Annotated in this window: 17 protein-coding genes; 7 read left to right on the top strand and 10 right to left on the bottom strand. The window is 58.3% G+C overall.

Annotated elements, in window-relative coordinates; translation table 11 throughout:
- Position 1: 1 nt before the first annotated feature.
- The 4 genes from speD to miaA form a co-directional block, all read right to left on the bottom strand.
- Positions 2-481 (bottom strand): adenosylmethionine decarboxylase, encoded by a 480-nt coding sequence (speD, locus tag ASO19_RS07135; RefSeq protein WP_043559194.1) that lies wholly within the window; start codon positions 479-481, stop codon positions 2-4.
- A 188-nt stretch (positions 482-669) separates the two neighbouring features.
- The gene (gene ilvC, locus ASO19_RS07130) at positions 670-1689 is read right to left on the bottom strand and encodes a ketol-acid reductoisomerase (RefSeq protein ID WP_081562454.1); all 1020 of its coding nucleotides are present in this window, start codon (positions 1687-1689) and stop codon (positions 670-672) included.
- 137 nt (positions 1690-1826) lie between these two features.
- Entirely contained in the window at positions 1827-3605 is a 1779-nt protein-coding gene (ilvB, locus tag ASO19_RS07125) for a biosynthetic-type acetolactate synthase large subunit (protein WP_103765697.1), read from the bottom strand.
- 39 nt (positions 3606-3644) lie between these two features.
- Positions 3645-4628 carry a tRNA (adenosine(37)-N6)-dimethylallyltransferase MiaA gene (miaA, locus tag ASO19_RS07120; RefSeq protein ID WP_103765696.1) on the bottom strand — a complete coding sequence of 328 codons (984 nt, stop codon included), beginning with the start codon at positions 4626-4628 and terminating at the stop codon, positions 3645-3647.
- A 44-nt stretch (positions 4629-4672) separates the two neighbouring features.
- On the opposite strand from miaA, the gene serB reads away from it, so the two are divergent.
- A complete protein-coding gene (gene serB / locus ASO19_RS07115; RefSeq protein WP_081562451.1) occupies positions 4673-5566 on the top strand; it encodes a phosphoserine phosphatase SerB in 894 nt (297 codons plus the stop codon).
- A 65-nt stretch (positions 5567-5631) separates the two neighbouring features.
- Here the strand turns inward: serB and ASO19_RS07110 are convergent, their stop codons facing one another.
- A complete protein-coding gene (locus tag ASO19_RS07110; protein ID WP_181005228.1) occupies positions 5632-6168 on the bottom strand; it encodes a DUF721 domain-containing protein in 537 nt (178 codons plus the stop codon).
- 137 nt (positions 6169-6305) lie between these two features.
- Here ASO19_RS07110 and ASO19_RS07105 point away from each other — a divergent pair, with 137 nt between their 5' ends.
- Positions 6306-7391, top strand: a complete 1086-nt coding sequence (locus ASO19_RS07105; protein ID WP_103765706.1) for an A/G-specific adenine glycosylase — start codon at positions 6306-6308, stop codon at positions 7389-7391.
- A 97-nt stretch (positions 7392-7488) separates the two neighbouring features.
- Here the strand turns inward: ASO19_RS07105 and wrbA are convergent, their stop codons facing one another.
- Together wrbA and ASO19_RS07095 are read right to left on the bottom strand one after the other, a co-directional pair.
- Entirely contained in the window at positions 7489-8085 is a 597-nt protein-coding gene (wrbA, locus tag ASO19_RS07100) for an NAD(P)H:quinone oxidoreductase (RefSeq protein ID WP_043559176.1), read from the bottom strand.
- 134 nt (positions 8086-8219) lie between these two features.
- Positions 8220-9137, bottom strand: a complete 918-nt coding sequence (locus ASO19_RS07095) for a LysR family transcriptional regulator (RefSeq protein WP_103765694.1) — start codon at positions 9135-9137, stop codon at positions 8220-8222.
- Between the two features lie 143 nt (positions 9138-9280).
- On the opposite strand from ASO19_RS07095, the gene ASO19_RS07090 reads away from it, so the two are divergent.
- Together ASO19_RS07090 and ASO19_RS07085 are read left to right on the top strand one after the other, a co-directional pair.
- The gene (locus tag ASO19_RS07090) at positions 9281-9982 is read left to right on the top strand and encodes a pirin family protein (protein ID WP_081562447.1); all 702 of its coding nucleotides are present in this window, start codon (positions 9281-9283) and stop codon (positions 9980-9982) included.
- 98 nt (positions 9983-10080) lie between these two features.
- The gene (locus ASO19_RS07085; RefSeq protein ID WP_043559167.1) at positions 10081-10716 is read left to right on the top strand and encodes a hypothetical protein; all 636 of its coding nucleotides are present in this window, start codon (positions 10081-10083) and stop codon (positions 10714-10716) included.
- A gap of 94 nt (positions 10717-10810) precedes the next feature.
- Here the strand turns inward: ASO19_RS07085 and ASO19_RS07080 are convergent, their stop codons facing one another.
- Both ASO19_RS07080 and ASO19_RS07075 read right to left on the bottom strand, forming a co-directional pair.
- Positions 10811-12250: a catalase gene (locus ASO19_RS07080; protein WP_043559164.1), complete on the bottom strand. Its 1440-nt coding sequence runs from the start codon at positions 12248-12250 to the stop codon at positions 10811-10813.
- A gap of 292 nt (positions 12251-12542) precedes the next feature.
- Entirely contained in the window at positions 12543-13556 is a 1014-nt protein-coding gene (locus ASO19_RS07075) for a CorA family divalent cation transporter (RefSeq protein ID WP_154981076.1), read from the bottom strand.
- Between the two features lie 358 nt (positions 13557-13914).
- Between ASO19_RS07075 and ahcY the strand changes: the two genes are divergently transcribed.
- Both ahcY and ASO19_RS07065 read left to right on the top strand, forming a co-directional pair.
- Positions 13915-15213, top strand: coding sequence for an adenosylhomocysteinase (ahcY, locus tag ASO19_RS07070; protein ID WP_043559515.1), 1299 nt, complete (start codon positions 13915-13917; stop codon positions 15211-15213).
- A gap of 87 nt (positions 15214-15300) precedes the next feature.
- Complete coding sequence (locus tag ASO19_RS07065) at positions 15301-15681, top strand: DUF3597 domain-containing protein (RefSeq protein ID WP_086431613.1); 381 nt, start codon at positions 15301-15303, stop codon at positions 15679-15681.
- A gap of 92 nt (positions 15682-15773) precedes the next feature.
- Here ASO19_RS07065 and sucB read toward each other — a convergent pair whose 3' ends face one another.
- Positions 15774-16892: a dihydrolipoyllysine-residue succinyltransferase gene (gene sucB, locus ASO19_RS07060; RefSeq protein ID WP_043559157.1), complete on the bottom strand. Its 1119-nt coding sequence runs from the start codon at positions 16890-16892 to the stop codon at positions 15774-15776.
- Between the two features lie 151 nt (positions 16893-17043).
- On the opposite strand from sucB, the gene ASO19_RS07055 reads away from it, so the two are divergent.
- Positions 17044-17670 carry a gluconate 2-dehydrogenase subunit 3 family protein gene (locus tag ASO19_RS07055; RefSeq protein WP_043559155.1) on the top strand — a complete coding sequence of 209 codons (627 nt, stop codon included), beginning with the start codon at positions 17044-17046 and terminating at the stop codon, positions 17668-17670.
- The last annotated feature ends 102 nt before the right edge of the window (positions 17671-17772 follow it).

Raw genomic sequence — 17772 nt, 5'->3', positions numbered from 1 at the left:
CTTACCGGCCCGTATGCCGTGTCGAGCTGACACGTCCACGCCTGAAAGCATCAATCTCCACACGTCCTGCCTGAAACAGCTCCTGCATGACAGGGACGGACATGTTGGGATCGCACACACCGCACATGAAAATGTCGACAGCGGCGAAATGACGCTCGGGCCATGTATGGATGGAAATATGGCTTTCGGCCAGTACCAGCACACCAGATACACCGCCATTGGGTGTGAAATGGTGGAAATGACCATGCAGAATGGTCGCCCCGGCTGCCTCGGCAGCACGCCTCAAAGTGGCGTCGATCTGATCGGGGTCATCCAGATTTCTGGCATTCCAGAAATCGATGAGGAGATGGTTCCCTGCGTAGGTGATCCCATCACGCTTGATGAAAAAGTCCTTACAATCAGCGATTGTATCGATTGCCTCAGTATTCTGGATATCTCTCGGAAGGTCCGATTCCATCCCCAGTCGAGCAAGTGCGTCCATAACGTACCCCTGAACCAGCAGATTGCCGCATCCTCCCCCAATGAAGGAGCGGAAGGGTTGACCTCTAGGGGAATATAACCCTCAACGCAACTCTATTCTTTCTTTCTGAACAGAAAATGCCCAAATGAAGCCACAATAAAAAATGGGGAGGAAAATCCTCCCCATTCGTAAAGACCGGTCATCGGACCTCAGTTGCGGGTCTTGTCAACCAGCTTGTTCTTGGCGATCCACGGCATCATCTCACGCAGTTTTGCGCCAACCTGCTCAATCTGATGCTGTTCATCACGGGCACGGGACGCCTTGAAGCCCACATTACCGGACTGGTTCTCCAGAATGAAGTTGCGCACGAAGGTTCCATTCTGGATGTCCTTCAGCACCTCACGCATGGCCTCCTTGGCGGCCGGGGTCACAACGCGCGGCCCGCTGACATACTCACCATACTCCGCCGTATTGGAGATGGAGTAGTTGACGTTGGAAATGCCGCCCTCATACAGCAGGTCCACAATCAGCTTCATCTCATGCAGACACTCGAAATAGGCCATCTCCGGTGCGTAGCCTGCTTCCACCAGTGTCTCAAACCCGGCCTTGATCAGCTCGATCGTACCACCACACAGCACAGCCTGCTCACCAAACAGGTCTGTTTCCACTTCCTCACGGAAGCTGGTCTCAATCACGCCAGCACGGCCGCCGCCAACAGCGGAAGCGTAAGCCAGAGCTACATCCTTGGCCTGGCCGGAAGCATCCTGATGCACGGCCACCAGGCAGGGCACACCACCGCCACGCTGGTATTCAGAACGCACAGTGTGGCCAGGGCCCTTCGGAGCGATCAGGAACACGTCCATCTCGGGGCTCGGCTCGATCAGACGGAAATGGATGGCCAGACCATGAGCAAACACCAGAGCCGTGCCGGGCTTCAGGTTCGGGGCCAGCTGTTCCCTGTACAGGGCGGCCTGGCCTTCATCCGGTGTCAGGATCATCACGACATCAGCCCAGGCTGCGGCTTCGGCCGGGGTAACGACACGGAAACCCGCTGCCTCCGCCTTGGCCTTTGCCTTGGATTCCGGGCGCAGCGCCACAACGATATCCTTCACACCGCTGTCACGCAGGTTGTTGGCATGGGCATGACCCTGGCTGCCATACCCGATGATGGCGACCTTCTTTTCACAGATCAGATTGATGTCCGCATCACGATCATAATAAACACGCATGACTTTTTTCCTTCCTCACAACGGGTGCAGGCCCCTCAATCATCCTGCCCCAGATGGGGAGACACTCCCCGGACATGAAACACTCCATCCAGCCTTCCCGCCCCGGAACAGGAGCAGGATGACCGGCAAAACTTCATTCAGACGAGGCGTTTGCCTTCTTCTGTCAGCTCGGCCCCACCGAAAACACGCCCCGGCCCCAGAAGCATCTGGTCATGGCTGGCCCCGGACGGGATCATCGGGAAGCAGCATTCTTCCTGCTCCACATGCACATCCACCAGCACCGGCCCCTCATGGGTCAGCATGGTCTCGATGGCCTCATCCAGCCCGCCCAGCGTCTCGACCCGCAGACCACGGATGCCGAACGATTCCGCCAGCTTCACGAAATCCGGCAGGGCTGCACTGTAGGACTGGGAATAGCGGGAATCATGCACCAGCTCCTGCCACTGCCGCACCATGCCCATATACTGGTTGTTCAGGATGAAGATCTTCACCGGCAAGCGGTACTGGGCAATGGTTCCCAGCTCCTGAATATTCATCAGGGTGGATGCCTCGCCGGCAATATCAATCACCAGCCCGTCAGGGTGGGCAATCTGTGCCCCCACGGCAGCAGGCAGACCGTAACCCATCGTGCCCAGACCACCGGATGTCAGCCAGTGATTGGGCTCATCAAACCCGAAATGCTGGGCGGCCCACATCTGATGCTGCCCCACCTCGGTGGAAACGAAGCAGTCCCGCCCGCTGGCCTTCACCTGCTCATACAGGCGGCTGATGGCATATTGCGGCTTGATGGTGGCCGTGGCGGCCCTGTCCTGCTCGAACCCGAAACCGTCAACAGCCCGCCACTGGTCGATCTCCTGCCACCAGCCGGACAGGTCCGGGGCTGCACTGTCTCCCCAGCCTTCCAGAAGAGCGTGCAGCGTGGCCTTCAGGTCCCCCTTCAGAGCCACATCAACCTTGATGATCTTGCCGAATTCCCGGGGATCAATGTCCGCCTGTATCTTGAAGGAATGGGGAGAGAACCCGTCAACACGGCCCGTCACCCGGTCATCAAACCGGGCACCCAAGGCGACCAGTACGTCGCAGTCATGGGCCGCCATGTTGGCTTCCACGGCACCATGCATGCCCAGCATCCCCAGAAAATGATCACTGGAAGACGGATAGGCCCCCAACCCCATCAGGGTGGATGTCACGGGGAAACCGGTCTTCTCTGCCAGCTGGCGCAGCAGCTTTGCCGCCTCCGGCCCGGCATTGATGACACCACCACCAACATAAAGCAGAGGCTTGCGGGCCTTCTTCATGGCCTCGACGGCCTGGCTGACCGCCTGAGCATCCAGAGCCGTAGTCGCCTTTTCCTCTACCACTTCCGCTGGACGGGGCGGCAGGGGAGCCTCGGACACCGTGATGTTCTTGGGCAGGTCCACCAGAACCGGACCGGGACGGCCGGAACGGGCCAGAGCGAAAGCTTCCCGAATGGTTGGAGCCAGAGCCTCGGCTTCCCGCACCTGAACACTCTTCTTGGTCGCAGGCCGGGTGATGCCCACCATGTCCGCTTCCTGAAACGCATCCTTGCCGATCAGCGGCACGGGCACCTGTCCGGCCAGACAGACCAGCGGGATGGAATCCATCTTCGCATCCATCAGGCCGGTCACGGCATTGGTCGCACCAGGGCCGGATGTCACCAGCACCACACCGACCTTGCCGGTGGAACGGGCATAGGCCTCGGCCGCATGGGTTGCCGCCTGCTCGTGCCGGACCAGAATGTGCCGGATCTTCTTCTGTTTGAAGAGAGCATCGTAAATGGGAAGGACCGCACCGCCGGGATAACCGAAAATGACATCCACGCCTTCTTCCTCAAGAACACGCAGAATGACTTCAGCACCTGTTGCCATCATGGGAGCTGTCTCGCTGGCAGGCATGGCGTCTGTCCTTTCGCCGTTTAACGCAACGCTTCTGCTCTATCGTTCCGGAGCGGGTCCGTCAATTCTGGATGATATAAAATATTCAATTTCGCGCATTTTTTTACTCGAAAAGAACTCTCTTCCACTGGTTCTTTGAAATATTATTTCGCCATCTCCCTCCCGGCTCAGCCTATGGTGCCGGAACCATGTAGCCTGCCGGCGGGTATAGCGGCCAATGGCACGGGTAGCAGCCAGCCGGGCGTCCTCCAGGCTGCACTGCCCCTCCAGCACCTGTCCCAGCTCCGGCACACCATGGGCACGCATGGCGGGCAGGCTGGCGGGCAGATTCTGCTCCCGCAAGGCCGCCACCTCATCCAGCGCACCAGCAGCCACCATGTCATCAAAACGCCGGACAATGGAAACCCGCAGCTCATCCCGGGGCGGGTCAAGCTGAAGTGAGATGAAACGGCAGGGTGCCGCTGGCAGTGCCCTATCCTCCTGCCATGAGGCCAGCCCTCGCCCGGTTCCTGCCAGAACCTCCCAGGCCCGGCTGATACGCTGGGAATCCTGTGGATGAAGACGGGAGGCCGTCTGCGGATCAGCCTGCATCAACTTTTCGTGCAGGGCCTCCGGGCCGATCGCCTCCAGCAGGGTCCGGGCCTCCTGCCGGGCTGCTTCTCCGGGGTCGGGGACCTCCACGAGGCCATCCGTCAGGGCACGGAGATACATGCCCGTGCCACCACAGAGGATGGGCAGCCGCCCGGCGCTACGGCAGGCGGCGATTTCTGCCAGGGCCTGCTCCCGCCACCAGGCCACACTGCCGGGTATGGCTGCGGGCAATACCCCATAAAGACGATGGGGAATGGCTGCTTCCTCTTCCTTCCCGGGGCGGGCAGTGAGGATGCGCAGCTCCCTGTAAACCTGCATGGAATCTGCATTGATGACCGTACCACAATACAGGTCTGCCAAATGAAAGGCCAAAGCTGACTTGCCCGAACAGGTCGGTCCCGCCACAATGAGGGCGTTTTCAGAAGAGTTCATACACCTATCCTGCCATATCTTCTGATCTTTTAGCGAGAGATGTCATGTCCCTTCCCTGTGTTCTGACTCTTGTTGCCAATCGCCGCCATGGGACCCTTCCCAAAGAGGCGATCGACATTGCCCGCAATCTTGTCAAAGGTGAGCCGCCGGTCGTTCTGTCCGAAGGCGAGGCCGTTGACATTTTCTGCCCGACACCCGGGCCCGGCGATGCCACGCCTGCAACAATCCGTGCCGCCCTGGCTCCCTACAAGGTTGATGCCATTCTCACCAAGACCCGTGGCCGCCGCAAAGCCGTGCTGGTGTCCGACATGGACAGCACCATCTTCGATGGCGAAACGCTGGATGATCTGGCCAAGGCAACAGGCACGGGCGACTATGTAGCCGAAATCACCAAGCGTGCCATGAATGGCGAGATGGAGTTTGATGAATCCCTCCGCAAGCGCACCATCGGCCTGAAGGGCCATCCTGAATCCCTGCTGAAGGATGTTCTGGAACATCTGCCTTTCACTGATGGTATCAGGGAGCTGGTGCAGACCATGAAGGCCAATGGCGCACGCACGGCCCTCATCTCCGGTGGGTTCGACTGGTTCACCGAGCGGGCTGCCAAAAAGCTCGGCTTTGATGAACATTACGGCAACCAGCTTGAGATCAAGGACGGCATCATCACCGGCCAGCTGATCGGCAAAATCCTCGGCCCGGATGCCAAGAAAGAACATCTGGAGACCATCTGTGCCGAGCGGGGCGTCAAGCTCTCTGCCAGCCTGACAACAGGTGATGGTGCCAACGACATCCCCATGCTCAAGGCAGCAGGTCTTGGCATTGCCTATCACGCCAAGCCGAATGTCCGGCAGGTGATTGAACAGCAGGTCAACTTTACCGGGATGCGGACGCACCTCTTTGCGCAGGGCTACACGGCTGCCGATATCGTGACCGACTGACATATCCTCCCATTGTCCCCGTGTCTTCGGCCTCGGGCCAATGACACGGGCATGGCCTGCCGCCCTCAAAAGCGGCGGGCTTTTTTTGTCCCCTGTTTTTTGGCCCGGATATGCCCACCAAGACGCTCCAGCGTTTCTTTCAACCCGGCATCCTCGATACCATTTACGGGAACTGGCGCCGCATCCTTCCATTTCTTCTGGGGCCTGTGGGACGACTTACGCTGGACAGGCCGATCCTGTAACAGCTTGATCTGTTTCAGCGCTTCATCTCCATAAAGACCACAGGCTGTATTGATGTTGGCCAGAAGACGGGGCGCTGCGTACTGCATCTCCACCGCTGCCGGACCACAGCAGCGTATGGTCAACACGCCGGGCCGCAGGCGGCAGGGTTCGCTCACCTCCGCCAGCGCTGGACCGACCAGCGTCTCCCACTCCATGAGCAGACGCACGAACAGCGGTGATTTCTTGCGGAAAATGGGTTTTGTCAGGGGGGGCAGCAGGGCCCCGATCATCCGGCCCTTGCCTCGACGGTAATCGCTCCAGCCCTTGCCATCCGCTTTCCGGTCCTGCCCCGATGCTGATGAACGGGCAGTTTTTTTCATTCCTGTTTCATCTGCCATCCGACCCATCCCAGTATGCTGCGTATGGACTCTCCATACCATCATCACGGGAGCAGACGGAAACGTTTCAGCAAGGCCAGCCCTTGCCCCGATGCTGTTTCTTCGTCATAGACACCGGCGTGACACCTGATGCTTCCCTCCTTCTCCATTGGTATGACCATCATCGCCGTACCCTGCCCTGGCGTGCCGCACCCGGCCAGCAGGCAGACCCGTACCATGTCTGGCTGAGCGAGATCATGCTCCAGCAGACAGTCGTGCAGACGGTCATTCCCTATTACCAGCGGTTTCTGGCCCGCTTTCCGACAGTTGATGCTCTGGCGGAAGCGCCGCAGGAAGAGGTGCTCCAGCTCTGGGCCGGGCTGGGCTATTACGCACGGGCACGAAATCTTCATGCCTGTGCTCAGGCCGTTCATAAGCTGGGAGCCTTTCCCCGTACGGTCGAAGGATTGCAGACACTCCCCGGAATCGGGGCCTATACATCCCGGGCCATTGCCGCCATTGCCTTCAATATTCCGACCGTTCCGGTTGATGGCAATGTGGAGCGCATCACGGCCCGCCTCAATGCCGTGGAAGACCCGCTACCCGCTGCCCGCCCCCTGCTGGCCCGTCTTGCCAGCCATCTGAATGACGATCCGGCAGCACAGGCCCGCCCTTCCGATTTTGCTCAGGCCCTGTTCGACCTTGGGGCGAGCCTCTGCTCGCCCCGCTCACCCTCCTGTCTGACGTGCCCATGGCAGGACGGCTGCCTCGCCCGAGCCCGCAACATGGCTGAAGCGCTCCCTGCCCGACAGAAGAAGAAAGCCCGCCCGACCCGTCATGCCATTCTTTTCCGTGTCATCGATCCGGAAGGCCGTGTCCTGCTCCGCTCACGACCGCCGGAAGGTCTGCTGGGAGGAACGGACGACCTTCCCGGCACACCATGGTCCGAAAGCCAAAGCACGCCTTCGCCTGCACGGCTGGCCGAAACGGCCTTTACCCGCTACGCCCCCTTGCAGGCACAGTGGGAAGATTGTGGAGAGGTCAAACACATCTTCAGCCATTTTACGCTGCTTGTCCGCATCTATGGCTGCACGATACCAGCACAGAGCAATTATCCGATTCCTCCGAAGCATGGCCGGTTCCGCTTCCTGAAGGAGGCAGTTCTCTCCAGCGTGATGAAGAAATGCCTGCTGGTTGGCGACCGGCACAGGCCTGTCCCGGGCTGATCATGTTTCACATGAAACACTGAAAACAGACATGGGGGCCGCAACCCGGCCCCCATGTCCGTCTCTTCTGTGCGTGAATAAAGGCTTTCGGGAAAACTCAGGACAGCTTCCTGACCAGTCCGGCCACATGCCTGCCAAGGAAACGGGCCCCCTCCAGGTCTGTCTCGCTCGGCTGGCGGGAACCGTCACCATTGGCGATGGTTGTGGCCCCATAAGGAGCGCCACCTACGATCTCGTCACTACGCATCTGCCCCTGGAAACTGTAGGGCAGACCGCTGATGACCATGCCATGATGCAGCAGGTTGGACATCAGGGAATAGAGTGTCGTTTCCTGCCCACCATGCTGGGTTGCCGTGGAGGTGAAGACAGCCCCCACCTTGCCGATCAGCTCCCCTTTGGCCCAGAGACCACCGGTCTGATCCCAGAAATTGGCCATCTGTGCCGGCAGACGCCCGAAACGGGTCGGAGCCCCGATGATGATACCATCATACTCGACCAGCTCAGCCGGCGTTGCAACAGGTGCGTCCTGTTCCAGCTTGAAGTGATGCGCTCTGGCAGCCTCCTCCGGCACCAGCTCTGGCACACGCTTCACAACGGCCTCTACGCCCGTTGCACGTACACCTTCGGCAATGCTGTGGGCCATGGTCTCCACGTGACCGTAAGATGAATAATAAAGCACGAGCACTTTTGACATGACGATACATCCTTGATCTGTCGGTCTTTCCCGCTACCGGGAACACTGAAACCTTCACAAGAGGTAACGCCACCTTTCCAGACTGGATATAGAAAATCGGGAAAGGATGCTTTTCGGATTTCATCAGTCCGCTTTCAGTCGGACAGCCGCCATGGCGGTGTGCTGAACTGGCGGATGAGATGCTCCATGAGCAGGCTCACCCTCTGAGGCCGCAGCTTTGTGGCGGATGTGACGAGATAAAGGGCAATGTCGTCCGCCTTCCAGCCCGGCATCATTTCCTGCAACCGACCCTCCTGCATGGCTTCACTCACCATGAAATCCGGCATCAGTCCGAAGCCAAGCCCGGACTCCAGCGCTGGCAGGAATCCTTCCGCATTGTCGGACTGGAGTCGTGCCGTCTGGGACAATGTATGGACTGCCCCTGTCGCTTTTTCCATCAGCCGGATGGCCCCGCATGATGACCCGTTGACATAGACAAAGCTCTTCCTCCCCTCCAGTTCCCGCGGATGGGCAGGCTCACCCTGCTGGGCCAGATAGTCCGGGGAGGCCACAAGCAGGCGTCGTACCGTACATACCCTGCGGGCCCTGAGCGCCGAATCCTCCAGAGCCGCAATGCGGATCGCCACATCATAACCTTCTGAAACGAGATCCACGAAACTGTCCGTAAACGTGATGGCAATATCAATCTCCGGGTAAGCCCTCAGGAAAGATGGCAGAGCTGCGGAAACATACCGAAGCCCGAAGGTAGTTGGAGCCGTCATCCGGATCAGACCGGAAGGACGGATACGGCCACCCCGCACCTCATTCTCTGCCGCTTCCGCCTCCATGAACATGCGATTGGCCCGCTCCAGCGCAAGCTGCCCTGTCTGTGTAAGGGACATATGCCGGGAATTGCGGCTGAACAGGGCGACACCAAGAGACTGCTCCAACCGACTGATCGCTTTTGAGACAGTGGGGGGTGAAAGATGAAGTTCCCTGGCAGCCTGCGAGAAAGACCCATGCTCGGCCACCCTGGCAAAAATGGCCCACGCCTCGAAATCCGGCAATTTCATAATTCCGTCCCCTCCTGCCAGCCTCTGGCTGCTGACAGGTCATGATGCAAAATATGGAAAGAATGTCTTTCTTTCATGCCTGTGTGATCCGCTCTCTTCACGCCTTACATGGTGGGTGAGCTGAACCAGCAAGGAATGACACCATGATTGATATTCGCCCCTTTGACCAGCTCGGCCATGCCTCACATGGGTGGCTGGATGCCCGGCACCATTTCTCTTTCGCCCATTATCTGGATCATGACCGCATGGGCTGGGGGCGCCTGCGTGTCTGGAATGATGATACCATCGCCCCCGGCACCGGGTTTGACACCCATCCCCACCGGGACATGGAGATCATCACCTATGTCCGCCAGGGCGCCATCACGCACCGGGACAGTCTCGGCAACACGGGGCGGACCGAGGCTGGAGATGTGCAGGTCATGTCCGCTGGAACGGGCATTTTCCACAGCGAATACAACAATGAACCCATCCCCACACAGATATTCCAGATATGGATCATCCCGACAGACAAAGGGCACGGACCATCCTGGGCGACACGGCGTTTCCCCAAAGGAGAGCAGACAGGCCAGTTCACCGTTCTGGCGTCTGGTCATGCCGATGACAAAGATGCCCTGCCCATCCATACTGATGCCCGTGTTCTGGGGCTTTCCCTCCAGAAAGGACAGCAGGCCAGTTACGCATTCACACCTGGCCGACTGGGTTATCTTGTTCCTGCAAAAGGCACCCTGCTGCTGAATGGGCAGACCATCACGGCACGCAGTGGGGCGGCCATTGCAGGGGAAGACACCATCACGCTTGAAGCGCTGGAAGATTCGGAAATCATTCTGGTAGATACGACATCATGATCTGACAGCTCCCTGCCCGGAAAGAAGGATGTTCCATCTGGCATGTTTCCCGTGAAACATATAAGCCTGTAGGGAATCCGGGCAGGGAGCCACATTGCATGAACACTGATCACACGGACCAGACCACCTCTCCGCCCCTGTGGCTGCTGGATGCAACAGGGCAGATGCTGGGCCATGATACCCTCAATGACAGGATCATCCGGCAACTTTTTGATACCCGGGCCGTGCCAGGATTGAGCCTCCATCTACAGTCCCCCCTGACACGGCGCAATTATGCTTCCTCCCCCATCCGGGCCCGTTTCAGGAAACAGGCGTCCCTGCCCTTTCCCCTGCCGGAAATTGACGTTTTCTCCACATTGCAGGACAGCATCGCCCTGCGTTGCGTAGACGGCAACCAGGGTTGGATCAGCATTGGCACCGATCTCCATGAGATTCATTTCGATGCACCGAAAATGACCCCACTGGGGTATTTCCTGCCTCTGACAGGTGAGGCCCTGCTCGGACTTGCCATGCTCTTTGACCGGGGCTTGGCCAGCGTCCGGACAGCTGATGGCACGATGATCGGCCCGGCCTCCTTCCTTTCGGAAAAACCTCACGGGCTGGCACTCGGCCCCATCACGACATGTCTGGCTGACCATCTGGAGACGCTCATCCAGCTTGGCAGGCTTCCGCCGGGGCAGGAACTCTCCCATTCCTTCGGGCAGGACCATCTCACCTTCCGCCGGGCAGACTGATCCGACATGAAAAAAGGCTCTCCGGCATGATATCCGGAGAGCCTTTTAACTGTTCCCCTTCCGGTCATACCGGAAGAGGAAGCGAAAAGCGGTTTCAGCCCTTCAGTGCCTTGCGGACACCTTCAGCATAGGCCGGGTCAACCTTTTCGAAGAGACCCAGCTGACGCTCGACAATGTTCTGCGGCACGCCAGCCATGGCACCGGCAATGTTGTTGTACAGGCGCTGTTTCTGGGCATCATCGAAGAGATGATACAGAGCACGCGGCTGTGCAAAGTCATCACCATCGCTACGGTGATCGTAGTAGGTGGCGTCCCCGCTCACGCGCAGCGGCGGCTCCATCGCAGCCTTGTCTTCAACCGGACCACCGAAGGAGTTCGGCTCGTAGAAGTCACCATCGCCACGCTTCGGCTCATCAAAGCGCATGGCACCATCAAGATGATAGTTCTTCACCTTGAACTTCGGACGGTTGATCGGCAGGGACTCGTAATGTGTGCCGACACGGTAGCGGTGAGCATCCGCATAGGCGAAGATACGGCCCTGAAGCATCTTGTCCGGAGAGAAACCGATGCCCGGCACGATGTTGGACGGGGAGAAGGAAGCCTGCTCAACCTCGGAGAAATAATCATCCGGGTTGCGGTTCAGCTCCAGCTCACCGACTTCGATCAGCGGATAGTCCTTGTGGGACCAGACCTTGGTCACGTCAAACGGGTTGAAGTTGACGCGCTCGGCCTCTTCCTCTTCCATCACCTGGATGTAGAACGTCCATTTGGGGAAGTTCCCCTTCTCGATGTTCTCGTACAGGTCTTCCTGGGTGGACTCACGGGTCTTGGCCACGACCTCAGCAGCTTCCTCGGTCGTATAGAACTCATGGCCCTGCTGGGTCTTGAAGTGGAACTTCACCCAGAAGCGCTCACCCTTGGCATTCCACAGTGAATAGGTGTGGCTGCCATACCCGTTCATGTTGCGGATGCCCTTGGGGATGCCACGATCGGACATCAGGATCGTCACCTGATGCAGGCTCTCCGGGCTGAGGGACCAGAAGTCCCAGGCTGCCGTGGCAGAACGCAGGTTTGTGCGGGGATGACGCTTCTGCGTATGGATGAAGTCCGGGAACTTGATGGGATCACGGATGAAGAAGACCGGGGTGTTGTTGCCCACCAGGTCCCAGTTGCCGTCATCCGTGTAGAACTTCAGGGCCCAGCCACGCACGTCACGCTCGGCATCGGCAGCACCACGCTCACCGGCCACGGTGGATGCACGCAGGAACATGTCCGTCTTCTTGCCGACCTCGGAGAAGATGGATGCGCAGCTGTACTTCGTGATGTCCTTGGTGATGGTCAGCGTTCCATGAGCACCAACGCCCTTGGCGTGCACGGTACGCTCCGGGATGCGCTCACGGTTCTGATGAGCGAGCTTCTCTATCAGCTGATAGTTTTCCAGCAGAAGCGGTCCGCGAGGACCGGCAGACTTGCTGTCCTGGTTGCTGACCCAAGGGGCACCAGCGGTCGTGCGAATGATATTCTTATCAGACATTCAAGGACTCCTACCTTTTATCTGACCATGGAAAATAGGTAACATCCGGAGGAAAAGGAAAATGATTGATCCTGTTTCACTAATAAACAGTCCTGATCCAGTCCGATATCAACCCTCGATTAGGGAAAGTAGGCAGGTTTTCGGACAGTGTCCATCCCCTCTTTCTTCAAAAATAATGTGAAGTTCTATTTGATCAATGTCATTGAACAGAGACATCACCTCAGTTTATGAGAATGATATGCAATAACGTATTCCTGTTTATTTCAGTCATCAGCAGGACCAGTCAGCTTCCTCAGAACAGTCGGGCCATTTTCATGAAAATGAAGGTCACGGCCATGGCAACCACACACAGCCCACCAGCAAAAATGGTCCCCAACCCACCAGAGGCCAGAAACATGCCCCCCGTATTCATGCCGAAGAACCCCGTGACCAGCGTGGCCGGCAGCATGAGGGTCGTCACGATGGACACGATGCACAGACGGCGGTTTGTTTCTTCCGCCTGGCTGGAAGCCAGCTCATCCTGTAGGGAACGGGCCCGATCCTGCAAGGCAATGAGATCATCAAGGGCTGCGTGAATCTGCCGTTCAGCCCGGTCCCGCAGGTCATCCTCGGCCCATTCCGGCAACTCGAGGTCTTCATCCCGCAGGACACGGTCGATCGGCATGACAACACGCCGCAGCTCTGTCGAACGGCGCCTCACCTTACCCACGATACCACCAAGATGCCCAAGATCGGACCCGTGGACAATGGCCAGCAGAACATCTTCCGCCCTGTCCAGCTCGTCATCAAGCTGGGCCAGCTGGCGGCGGACCGTCCCGGTAAAATCCCGCAGGACACGGTCTATCACCCCAGCCGGATTGCGGGGTACCCCCTGTGTCTGGAGAGACCGGTAGGCCGACCCCAGTACGGGAATGGGCGTGCGCCGTGTCGTGATCAGGATATTCTGCCGCATGGCAAAGCGCCAGGCGCAAATCTCCCGGTCCTCCTCCGCCAGGGCATCGTCAAAGGCGGGCAGGGCCCCCCAGACCGTATCATCGGCAGCTTCAAGGGCAATGCCGTAATCCGTTTCCGCCAGCATGGTCCCCACATCTTCCGGCATCCCCGGCAGCCGCCCCACATGGGTACGGGCAGAACTGTGAACCGTATCGAAATGCAGCCAGCACCAGCCATTCTCTCCGGACGCCGCCTCATAGCCTTCTTCCCCGGGAGACTGGAGGATACGCTGCACGTCCTCGGCATCCAGCGGCATGATCCCCTGCCCCGGCACGGCACGGACAGCCCAGACAAGGCCCTTGATCCGGGCCATGGGGTGGGCCTCCTTCAGGGACGGGTCAAGCACTGTAAAAGGAAAATTCGGAACAGTATTGTCGGGCACAGCCACCCCCCATTACAGTTTTCCTGCCCGGACTGAAGGTGGCAGGACATCCCTTTGCACCGGGAAGAGCCAAGGCTCCAGACACATGAATACCGCCCGTTCTCTGACACGTTGCCCGATGGGACGCAATATGGATGACACCATTTTGTAACGGAAAACTGTTGGTCCGTTCTTCTTTCCAGCCTTACGGCAAGGCTCTATAGTTTCCCGGTGCAGGAACCGCATGGAGGCCTCGCCTGCCTGCTGTTCCATCCATGATCATCAACTGCCAAAAACCAAGGAAACACATATGGCTACGCAGGACTACAAGGTTCGTGACATGTCCCTGGCCGACTGGGGCCGCAAGGAAATCTCCATTGCCGAGGGCGAAATGCCGGGCTTGATGGCCCTCCGCGAGGAATATGGCGCCAGCCAGCCGCTGAAGGGTGCCCGGATTGCCGGCTGCCTGCACATGACCATCCAGACCGCCGTGCTGATCGAGACGCTGATCGCCCTCGGTGCCACAGTCCGCTGGTCCTCCTGCAACGTATTCTCCACCCAGGACCAGGCAGCTGCCGCCATTGCCGCCGCCAACATTCCCGTTTTCGCCTGGAAGGGCATGAACGAGGAAGAATTCATCTGGTGCATCGAGCAGACCATCAAGGGGCCGGATGGCTGGACCCCCAACATGATCCTTGATGATGGTGGTGACCTGACAACCCTCATGCATGAGAAATACCCCGAGCTCCTCAAGGAGGTCCGTGGCATTTCCGAGGAAACCACGACGGGCGTGCATCGCCTCTGGGACATGGAGCGCAAGGGGCTGCTCAAGGTTCCGGCCATCAATGTCAATGACAGCGTGACCAAGTCCAAGTTCGACAACCTCTATGGCTGCCGTGAGAGCCTCGTGGATGCCATCCGCCGTGGCACCGATGTCATGATGGCCGGCAAGGTGGCTGTTGTGGCCGGTTATGGTGACGTGGGCAAAGGCTCTGCCGCTTCCCTCCGCAGCGCAGGCTGCCGCGTGCTGGTGACGGAAGTTGACCCGATCTGCGCCCTTCAGGCTGCCATGGAAGGTTATGAGGTCGTCACGATGGAAAATGCCGCTCCCCGTGGCGACATCTTCGTAACCTGTACCGGCAACGAGGACATCATCACCATCGAACATATGCGTGAGATGAAGGACCGGGCCATTGTCTGCAATATCGGGCATTTTGACAGCGAGATTCAGGTCTCCGCCCTGCGCAACCACAAATGGACCAACATCAAGCCGCAGGTTGATGAGATCGAGCTGGCCCCGAACCGCCGCCTCATCCTTCTCTCCGAAGGCCGTCTGGTCAATCTGGGCAACGCCACAGGCCATCCGTCCTTCGTGATGTCCGCCTCCTTCACCAACCAGACGCTGGCACAGATCGAACTCTGGAATGCAAAACCAGGCCAGTATGAGGCAGGAAAAGTTTATACTCTGCCAAAAATCCTTGATGAAAAGGTTGCCGCTCTCCATCTTGCAAAGGTGGGCGCCACGCTCTCCAGAATGACACAGGCTCAGGCGGATTATATCGGGGTGTCCCCCAACGGGCCGTTCAAGCACGACCTGTACCGTTACTGATCCTTTCTGTCACTGTTCCCTGCCATCATTTCCGATGGCAGGGTCATAACCGACCAGTCATTCCTGCTTTCAGGGAAGGAACATATCATGGGTCTTTTCAACGACATCGTTTCCAAGGTTTCCAGCTTCGCCACGAGCCTGTTCGGCTCTTCTGCCAAGGCGGCGGATACGGCACAGCCAGCTGCCGGTGCTGCGGCTCCGTCCATCGCACAGGTGGATGTGGATGCCGTTCTGAAGGAACTGGCCGCCAAGGCTGGCCAGCCTCTGAACTACAAGGAATCCATCGTCGATCTGCTCAAGCTCCTGGGCCTCGACAGCTCCCTGCAGGCCCGTCAGAGTCTTGCTGACGATCTGCACTATACCGGGGACAAGAACGACACGGCCACGATGAATGTCTGGCTCATCAAGCAGGTCTATACCGAGCTTGCCAACAATGGCGGCAAGATCCCTGCTGGCTGGGGCCACTGAGTCCATATCTGGTCGGTATCCCTGTAACTGACCAGATGAAAAACCCCTCCGTCCAAATCATGGGCGGAGGGGTTTTTCGTACCTGATACCTGTCAGATATCCAGCAGCAGGCGACGGGGGTCCTCGATCAGCTCCTTGAGCCTCACAAGAAAACTGACCGCTTCCCGTCCATCCACCAGACGATGATCATAGGACAGGGCCACATACATCATGGGCCGGATGACAACCTGCCCATCCCGGGCCACGGGCCGGTCCTGGATGGCGTGCATCCCCAGCACACCGGACTGCGGTGCATTGAGAATGGGCGTGGACAGCAGGGACCCGAAAATCCCGCCATTGGTGATGGTAAAGCTGCCACCTTCCAGTTCTTTCAGGGCAAGGCCACCCTTACGAGCCCGTTTGCCATAATCGGCAATGCGGCGCTCCAGCTCGGCAAAACCAAGTGTCTCGGCCTTCCGCAGCACGGGCACGACCAGCCCCCGTTCCGTCCCCACGGCAATGCCCAGATTGACATGATCCTGATAAACGATCTCATGCCCTTCAATCCGGGCATTCAGCACCGGAAAATCCTTCAGGGCCCCTACGACAGCACGGGCAAAGAACGACATGAACCCCAGACGGGCCCCCTCATGCTTCTTCTCGAACAGCTCCCGATACTGGCTCCGCAGCGCCTTGACGGCACTCATGTCAATTTCATTGAACGTTGTCAGAATGGCGGCACTGTTCTGGGCTGCCTTGAGATTCCGGGCAATGGTCTGACGCAGGCGGCTCATCGGCACACGCCGCTCCCCCGTTCCCCTGTCTTCGGGAAGGGAGGCCACCGGTTCAGCCACAGCAGGAGCCGGATGAGTGACAGCTCCTCCCGTCACCACGGGCTGCTCTCCCTCTGCTGAAGCAGCTGGACCATGGTCCGTCACATCCTGCACCACGTCCTGGCTGTCCTGCTGCCTGTTTTCCTCAACCGCAGGGGCTGCTGCCTGATCATCCACGAATGCAATGACCTGCCCGACCTCAACATCCGTTCCTTCCGGCAGATCATGGCTCAGTGCCCCGGCTGCCGGAGCCGGCACATCCAGCGTGACCTTGTCCGTTTCCAGCTCAAGAACCGTCTCACCAGCCTTCACGTAATCGCCAGACTGTCTGAGCCAACGCATCACGGTTGCCTGTTTCAGGCTTTCACCAAGCACAGGGACTTTAATCTCAACCGTCATCGTGACTCCTGTCCTTCCAGAACTTGAAACATGGTCCCGGCCTCCCACCTCCCGGAAGAGACCCGGCCTCTCATTAGCCTTATATCTCCCTATGAGGCTATAGGGTAAAGCCTTCTCTTTGTCTTTTCACTTTTCCAGCAGGAAACCTTTCATGACCAGAACCCTGCCCGCTTTTCTTCAGTCAGACCACATATCCTCTCGGACACGCACTGCCCTGCTCGAAAGAATGGAACAGGAACAGGGCCAGAGGAAACATCTTTCCCCAGAGGCTTTTCAGCTTCTTGAGCTGGTCTGTGATGACATTCTGCCACAGGCACCACTTCTGGGTGAGCTGCATCTCAATCTGGCAGTCATGATCGATCAGGCTCTCGCTGGGCCTGGAGATGGATGGCGTTTTGCCGATCTGCCGACAGATATGGCCGCCTGGGAAGATGGTCTTGCCTCTCTGGAACTGTATGCCCGGGGCCTTTTTGGACAGGATTATGCCTCTCTTGACACGGATCAGCGTGGTACGCTGCTGGACAGGGCTTTTGATGGCTCCCTGCCGGTCAATGCTCAGGCGCCTTTTTCAGCCTCACAGATGAGGTTATGGAGTGGTGATCTCCGCAACCAGATCGTTGCAGCGTTTCTGGCGCATCCGATTGCACAGGAACGGCTTGGAATTTCCTCCAGCCTGACTGGTGGAGACAAGGAAATTCAAGGGTTTTCGGCTGAATCACTGACAAAAAAAGAGGCTTTTGAGCCGGAAAATGAGCGCCGTTTTTCAAAAATGGGATGAAGGAGAATTTCAGGGCTTTTCCGCCTCTGGAAGAAACAGGAAAAAGGGATCGTAGGGACATGAACCAAGGTCTTTCTTCATGGCGGCAAGCCAGTCTGGAGC

Origin of the sequence: Parasaccharibacter apium (assembly GCF_002917995.1) — a bacterium.
Lineage (GTDB): Bacteria > Pseudomonadota > Alphaproteobacteria > Acetobacterales > Acetobacteraceae > Bombella > Bombella apis.
The sequence above is the reverse complement of the archived record's forward strand: the minus strand, read 5'-3'. Positions and strand labels throughout refer to the sequence as shown.

Bases quoted from the DNA above. Each gene is read 5' to 3' on its own strand.
- speD (WP_043559194.1), bottom strand. From the start codon at position 481: ATGGACGCACTTGCTCGACTGGGGATGGAATCGGACCTTCCGAGAGAT.
- ASO19_RS07065 (WP_086431613.1), top strand. From the start codon at position 15,301: ATGGGTCTTTTCAACGACATCGTTTCCAAGGTTTCCAGCTTCGCCACG.
- ASO19_RS07075 (WP_154981076.1), bottom strand. From the start codon at position 13,556: ATGGCCCGGATCAAGGGCCTTGTCTGGGCTGTCCGTGCCGTGCCGGGG.
- ASO19_RS07095 (WP_103765694.1), bottom strand. From the start codon at position 9,137: ATGAAATTGCCGGATTTCGAGGCGTGGGCCATTTTTGCCAGGGTGGCC.
- miaA (WP_103765696.1), bottom strand. From the start codon at position 4,628: ATGAACTCTTCTGAAAACGCCCTCATTGTGGCGGGACCGACCTGTTCG.
- ahcY (WP_043559515.1), top strand. From the start codon at position 13,915: ATGGCTACGCAGGACTACAAGGTTCGTGACATGTCCCTGGCCGACTGG.
- ilvB (WP_103765697.1), bottom strand. From the start codon at position 3,605: ATGCCTGCCAGCGAGACAGCTCCCATGATGGCAACAGGTGCTGAAGTC.
- ASO19_RS07080 (WP_043559164.1), bottom strand. From the start codon at position 12,250: ATGTCTGATAAGAATATCATTCGCACGACCGCTGGTGCCCCTTGGGTC.
- ASO19_RS07110 (WP_181005228.1), bottom strand. From the start codon at position 6,168: ATGAAAAAAACTGCCCGTTCATCAGCATCGGGGCAGGACCGGAAAGCG.
- ASO19_RS07085 (WP_043559167.1), top strand. From the start codon at position 10,081: ATGAACACTGATCACACGGACCAGACCACCTCTCCGCCCCTGTGGCTG.
- ASO19_RS07055 (WP_043559155.1), top strand. From the start codon at position 17,044: ATGACCAGAACCCTGCCCGCTTTTCTTCAGTCAGACCACATATCCTCT.
- serB (WP_081562451.1), top strand. From the start codon at position 4,673: ATGTCCCTTCCCTGTGTTCTGACTCTTGTTGCCAATCGCCGCCATGGG.
- wrbA (WP_043559176.1), bottom strand. From the start codon at position 8,085: ATGTCAAAAGTGCTCGTGCTTTATTATTCATCTTACGGTCACGTGGAG.
- ASO19_RS07090 (WP_081562447.1), top strand. From the start codon at position 9,281: ATGATTGATATTCGCCCCTTTGACCAGCTCGGCCATGCCTCACATGGG.
- ilvC (WP_081562454.1), bottom strand. From the start codon at position 1,689: ATGCGTGTTTATTATGATCGTGATGCGGACATCAATCTGATCTGTGAA.
- sucB (WP_043559157.1), bottom strand. From the start codon at position 16,892: ATGACGGTTGAGATTAAAGTCCCTGTGCTTGGTGAAAGCCTGAAACAG.